The sequence below is a fragment of the Streptomyces deserti genome (genome assembly GCF_054782695.1).
Genome location: NZ_BAAGRZ010000015.1, coordinates 181,459 through 187,810, shown reverse-complemented (window position 1 = coordinate 187,810; position 6,352 = coordinate 181,459). Strand labels below are relative to the sequence as shown.

Here is a 6,352-nt window from a genome sequence, read left to right as displayed (position 1 = left end):
CTGCGCGATCTGGCACAACCGCACCATCGGCGCACCCATCACCAGGTCACTGATCGCCTACGACCACTGAGCCACATCGGAACTACTCGTCTAGGGGACCGGTCAGGGGAGGACAAGGGGCGTGAGGCCCCCGTTCGGCCACGTGCCGGCCCTAGCATCGAACGCAGGACCTCCGGAGATTCGGATCTTCGGAGTCCTGGACCAGTCGACAGGACCCGGCACTGATGCGGGCGGAGAGGTAAGGACGACGATGCAAGAGATCTTCGCGGGACTGCCGTGGTGGGTGAAGTGGATCGCGGTGCCGGTCATCGCCCTGGTCGTGTTCGGCGGGCTGATAGCCAGCGTGGTCGGCTTCGTCATCGGGCTGCTCTTCAAGGTGCTGGTCTTCGTGGCCCTCGTCGGCGGACTCGTCTACGTCGTACGGAAGTTCACATCGAGCTCGTCGTCGCGCAGCGACTGGTGAGACCCATGGGAAACCGGTGGGGGTAACGGGAATCACCGGTTCCCTCGGGCGAGGGAAGATGCCCGGACAGGCCGTCTGCGTGCCGTGGCAGACGGTTAGAGTCCGGAACCCGACGCGGGGACGGTCCCCGCGAGCGGCGTACACCCCCACCCGTGCTTTCCCCGCACGGGCTGCCCCCTCGCGCTTCGGGAGTGCCCCTTGGCCACGGCTGACACCGCATCCACCCACCTGCCCGCAGTCCCCGCCCAGCCCCGCTCGGTATCCGTGCCACCCGTGCCACCCCCTCCCGGCACCCTCATCGGATCGGTGCAGCGGGCGATGCGCCTGCTGGAGACCGTCGCCCGGCACGAGTACGGAGCCCCTGCGAAGCAGTTGGCCCGCGAGACCGGGCTGGCGCTTCCCACGACGTACCACCTGCTGCGCACCCTCGTACACGAGGGCTATCTGCGCCGCGACAAGGGACTGTTCTTCCTCGGTGCGGCGGCCGAGCGGCTGAGCAGCAGCGGGGCGCAGCAGAAACGTCGCAGCACGGTGGTCGAACTGTTGGCGCACTGGCGCGACGCGATCGGCGTACCCGTGTACTACTCGGTGTACCGGGAGGGTGAAATCGAGGTCGTCTGTGTTTCCGACAGTCCGGCCAATCCGGCGGTCGAGGAGTGGGCCGACTTCCGGGAGACCGGGCATGCGCACGCCATCGGCCAGTGTCTGCTCTCGCAGCTCGACGAGGAGGCCCGCCGCGACCATCTCGACCGCTATCCGGTGCAGCCCGTCACGCCGTACACGGTGCGGGACAACCACAGCCTTTTGCGGCGTCTGGACCGGTTGCGGCGCATGGAGCCGGTGATCGAGCGCCAGGAGTACGCCCTGGGGGCGGTCTGCGCGGCGATCCCCATCACGGTCGGCACCACGGCCGCGGCGATGGCCATTTCCCTGCCCGCCCACCAGGTCGACCGGCTGCTGCCCGCGGTCGAGCGGCTGCAGCACGAGATGGGACGGGTGCTGGGCTCGCTCACCCTGTCTATCAGTATCTGAAAACTCACTCCTTGTGATCTGCTGTGTACGTTCAGCAAGATTCCAGCAAGTTGTCAGGGGTCGAACCCGGCCAAGCCACGGCGAATGACGGGGTAGCGATGCGCGAGTCCGTACAGGCAGAGGTCATGATGAGCTTTCTCGTGTCCGAGGAGCTCTCCTTCCGCATCCCGGTGGAGCTGCGGTACGAGACCTGTGATCCCTATGCCGTGCGGCTGACCTTCCATTTGCCCGGTGATGCCCCGGTCACCTGGGCCTTCGGACGGGAGCTGCTGATCGACGGGGTGGGGAGGCCGTGCGGCGAGGGCGATGTGCGCGTCTCGCCCGTCGAGCCCGATGACCTCAGCGAGGTCCTGATCCGCCTTCAGGTCGGCGGTGACCAGGCGTTGTTCCGCTCGTCGACGGCACCCCTCGTGGCCTTCCTCGACCGCACGGACAAGCTGGTGCCGCTGGGCCAGGAGGGGGCGCTGGCCGACTTCGACGCCCACCTCGACGAGGCCCTGGACCGCATCCTGGCGGAGCAGGGCGCCGGGTGAAGCGTTACGCCAATCGGGCGGTCGTGCTGGCGTAACGCTTCGCCGGGGCCGCTTCGGTGTGCGGGAACGCTTCTTCGTGGGTTTGGTATGTGTGGTCGTGCGCAGTCCTGCCCAGGGGCAGGTGAAGCGGGGGGATGCTGTGGCCGGGCGGCCGTCGTGGCGGGTCGCTGTCGTGACCGCATGGCTGTCGTGGCCGTGCGTCTGCTCGTGGCCGCGCGACGGAATCGTCGCTAGCGCTTGCGGCGGCGGCCGCGCCCGCCCCGTACCGGAGTCTGGCGGGTGTCGGCCGCCGACGCTTCCTGGGGCCGCTGCCCCGGGCGGTCGGCCGACACCACCAGCGCCGCCAGCGCCGTCGTCACCGGAACCGAGGCGACCAGGCCGATCGAGCCGACCAGCGTGCGCACGATCTCCTCCGCGACCAGCTCACTGTTGGCAACCGTCCCCACGCTGCTCTGCGCGATGGAGAACAGCAGCAGCAGCGGCAGCGCGGCGCCCGCGTAGGCGAGGACGAGGGTGTTGACGACGGACGCGATGTGGTCGCGGCCGATCCGGATGCCCGCGCGGTACAACCCGCGCCAGCCCATCGAGGGGTTGGCTTCGTGCAGCTCCCAGACCGCCGACGTCTGCGTGACTGTCACGTCGTCGAGGACACCGAGCGAACCGATGATGACGCCGGCGAGCAGCAGACCGCTCATGTCGATCTCCGGGTACAGACCGTGGATCAGGCCGGTGTTGTCGTCGGTGTTGCCGGTGAGCGCTGCCCAGCCGATGAACAGCGAGCCGAGGATGCCGATCAGCAGCAACGAGATGAGGGTGCCGAGCACCGCCACGGACGTACGGGCCGACAGCCCGTGGCACAGGTAGAGCGCGATCAGCATGATGGCGCTCGACCCCACCACCGCCACGACCAGCGGGTTCGAACCCTGCAGGATCGCGGGCAGCATGAAGAAGTTCAGCACCATGAAGCTGATGGCCAGCGCGACCAGCGCCATGACCCCCCGCAACCGCCCGACCGCCACGACGGCGAGCGCGAAGATGCCGGCGAGCAGCGCCATGGGGAACCGGCGGTTGACGTCCGCGACCGAGTACTGCAGGTCCCTCGGCGCGGAGGGCTCGTAGGCGACCACGACCTCCTGGCCCTCGTGCAGCTGCCGGGACTGGTCCGGCTGGACGATCTCCGTGAACGTACGGCCCTTGTCCTTGCCGGTGTCGACCCGGATCGTCGCCCTCTTGCAGGTGCCGTTCTCCTGCTGCACCGCCGAGGAACCCTCAGCGGTGGAGGTGTCGCCGGTCGGGGGGACTCCCGATGCGCCGGCGTCCTTGCAGCTCACCTCGACCACCTTCGTGACCGTGGCGTGCTGCGTCTGCCGGTCGAAGCCGACTCCGGTGCGCTCGTGCGGCGGGGCGCCGCCCGGCCACAGCAATGCGAGGCCGACCAGCACCGCCGCGGCGAACGGGATGAGGACCGCCGCGATGACCTTGCGCAGGTGCTGGGAGACGGGTGCGGCCGGACCGTGGACGTGGCTGTGCGAGTGGCTGTGTCCGTCGCCCGGGGTGGGGCCGTGTCCGTGACCATGGTCGCCGCCGGAACCTGAACCCGAGCCCGAGCCCGAGCCGGGGCCGTGTCCGCCGCCGGATCCGGGGCCGTTTCCGCCACCGGACCGGGAGCCGTGTCCGCCGTTGAAGCTGCGGTCGTGCCCGCCACCGAGCCCGGAGCCGTGCTCGCCGTCGAAGCCGGAGCCGTGTCCACGACCGGACCCGAAGCCATGCCCTGAGCCCGAGCCGGAACCGGAGCCGCGTCCGCCACCGGATCCCGGACCCTGGCCACCGCCAACCCCGGCGCCATGACCACCGCCGACGCCGAAGCCGGGCACCCGACCTGCGCCGGGACCCGGACCGGGGCCAGGGCCGTGCCCGCTGCCTGCGCCCGACCGCGGGCCCTGCCCCGGCCCGAGCCTGTCGCCGAAGCCACGGCTGTCACCACGGCCGTCACCGAGGCTGCCGCCATGGCCGTCACCAAAGTCGCCACCACGGCCGGTGCCACGGCCGTCACCAAGGCCATCGCCACGGACTTCGGCACGGCCGTCTCCCTGGCCGCCCCCACGTCCGTTGCCGTTGCCGGCGCCGGATCCATGGGGTGGCTCGGGCGGTGGGTACGGGGGATGCTGCGTCGTGGTCACCGACCGATCATCGCAAGAACGAGGGGGGCCCTCTGTTCACCGCGCCAGAATTGACGCTAGCGTGGAGGCACCTTTTGTACACGCGGGAGCTCGGAGCACCGGGCTGAGAGGGCGCTGACCTCCGTCCCAGCGATGTTTCACATGAAACGTCGCTGGAGCCGAGTGATGTTTCACACGAAACATCGGCAGACGGAAACCGCTGCGTCGACCGCCGAACCTGTTACCGGGTAATGCCGGCGTAGGGAGTAGGTCTCATGACCAACAAGGACGCACGCACGCCTGCCTCCACGCAGATCCAGGCCGACGGATCGGCCGACGGATCGAGCAACGAGGAGGCCGGGAAGTCCATCGGCTGGCACAAGGCGTACATCGAGGGCTCACGCCCCGACATGCGGGTGCCGGTCCGTCAGGTGCATCTCACCAACGGGCAGTCGGTCACGCTCTACGACACATCGGGCCCGTACACCGATCCTCTCGTCGACACCGACGTCCGCAGGGGCCTGCCGCCGCTGCGGGAGAACTGGATCATCGCCCGCGGCGACACCGAGGAGTACGCGGGCCGCCCCGTCCGTCCCGAGGACGACGGGATCAAGCACACCTCGCCGCGCGGCGGCCTGCGCAACCTCGACGCGGTCTTCCCGGGACGGCCGCGCCAGCCGCGCCGGGGCCGCGACGGCAAGGCCGTCACGCAGCTCGCGTACGCGCGCCGGGGGGAGATCACTCCGGAGATGGAGTTCGTGGCCATCCGGGAGAACGTGTCACCCGAGGTGGTCCGCGAGGAGATCGCGGCCGGCCGGGCCGTGCTGCCGGCCAACGTCAACCACCCGGAGATCGAGCCGATGATCATCGGCAAGCGGTTCCTGGTGAAGGTCAACGCCAACATCGGCAACTCGGCGGTGACGTCCTCGATCGAGGAGGAGGTCGAGAAGATGACCTGGGCGACCCGCTGGGGCGCCGACACGGTCATGGACCTGTCCACCGGCCGGAACATCCACACCACCCGCGAGTGGGTGCTGCGCAACTCCCCCGTCCCGATCGGCACCGTGCCGCTCTACCAGGCTCTGGAGAAGGTCGACGGCAAGGCCGAGGAGCTGACCTGGGAGATCTACAAGGACACGGTCATCGAGCAGGCCGAGCAGGGCGTGGACTACATGACGGTCCACGCGGGAGTGCGCCTGGCGTACGTGCCGCTCACCGCGAATCGCAAGACCGGCATCGTCTCGCGCGGTGGCTCCATCATGGCCGCGTGGTGTCTGGCGCACCACAAGGAGTCGTTCCTGTACGAGAACTTCGAGGAGCTCTGCGAGATCCTCGCCGCGTACGACGTCACGTACTCCCTCGGCGACGGCCTGCGGCCCGGCTCCATCGCGGACGCCAACGACGAGGCACAGTTCGCGGAGTTGAGGACGCTCGGGGAACTCAACCGGATCGCGAAGCGTTTCAACGTTCAGACCATGATCGAGGGCCCGGGCCATGTCCCGATGCACAAGATCAAGGAGAACATCGACCTTCAGCAGGAGATCTGCGATGAAGCTCCGTTCTATACGCTCGGCCCGCTGACCACGGACGTCGCGCCGGCGTACGACCACATCACCTCCGGCATCGGTGCCGCGATGATCGCCTGGTGGGGTACGGCGATGCTCTGCTACGTCACGCCCAAGGAGCACTTGGGCCTGCCCAACCGTGACGACGTCAAGACCGGCGTCATCACCTACAAGATCGCCGCCCATGCCGCCGATCTCGCCAAGGGGCACCCAGGTGCCCAGGAGTGGGACGACGCGTTGTCCGACGCCCGGTTCGAGTTCCGGTGGGAGGACCAGTTCAACCTCGCCCTCGACCCGGACACCGCCCGCGAGTTCCACGACGAGACGCTTCCGGCGGAGCCCGCCAAGACGGCTCACTTCTGCTCGATGTGCGGTCCCAAGTTCTGCAGCATGAAGATCTCGCAGGACATCCGCCGTGAACACGGCAGCACACAGACCGAGATCGAGCAGGGCATGGCCGAGAAGTCGAAGGAGTTCGCGGCAGCGGGCAATCGGGTGTATCTGCCGATCGCCGACTGAGGTGACCAGGGCGCTCGCCGACCGAGGTGACAGGTGACGAGGGCGCTCGCCGACCGAGGTGACGAGGGGGCAGACCGTCGG

At 68.9% G+C, this 6,352-nt stretch carries 5 protein-coding genes; 4 read left to right on the top strand and 1 reads right to left on the bottom strand.

Features of this window, described 5'->3' with window-relative positions; all coding sequences use genetic code 11:
- The first annotated feature begins 250 nt into the window (after positions 1-250).
- From ACYVMZ_RS24170 to ACYVMZ_RS24160, 3 genes are all read left to right on the top strand, one after another.
- Positions 251-463: a DUF5326 family protein gene (locus tag ACYVMZ_RS24170; RefSeq protein WP_461082986.1), complete on the top strand. Its 213-nt coding sequence runs from the start codon at positions 251-253 to the stop codon at positions 461-463.
- A 306-nt stretch (positions 464-769) separates the two neighbouring features.
- Positions 770-1,495, top strand: a complete 726-nt coding sequence (locus ACYVMZ_RS24165; RefSeq protein WP_461083010.1) for an IclR family transcriptional regulator — start codon at positions 770-772, stop codon at positions 1,493-1,495.
- A gap of 98 nt (positions 1,496-1,593) precedes the next feature.
- On the top strand, positions 1,594-2,028 hold the full coding sequence (locus ACYVMZ_RS24160; RefSeq protein WP_461082984.1) for an SsgA family sporulation/cell division regulator: 435 nt from the start codon (positions 1,594-1,596) through the stop codon (positions 2,026-2,028).
- Between the two features lie 230 nt (positions 2,029-2,258).
- Here ACYVMZ_RS24160 and ACYVMZ_RS24155 read toward each other — a convergent pair whose 3' ends face one another.
- Positions 2,259-3,902, bottom strand: coding sequence for a YibE/F family protein (locus tag ACYVMZ_RS24155; RefSeq protein ID WP_461082982.1), 1,644 nt, complete (start codon positions 3,900-3,902; stop codon positions 2,259-2,261).
- Positions 3,903-4,462: 560 nt separating this feature from the next.
- Between ACYVMZ_RS24155 and thiC the strand changes: the two genes are divergently transcribed.
- Positions 4,463-6,271 (top strand): phosphomethylpyrimidine synthase ThiC, encoded by a 1,809-nt coding sequence (gene thiC, locus ACYVMZ_RS24150; RefSeq protein ID WP_461082980.1) that lies wholly within the window; start codon positions 4,463-4,465, stop codon positions 6,269-6,271.
- Positions 6,272-6,352: the final 81 nt, after the last annotated feature.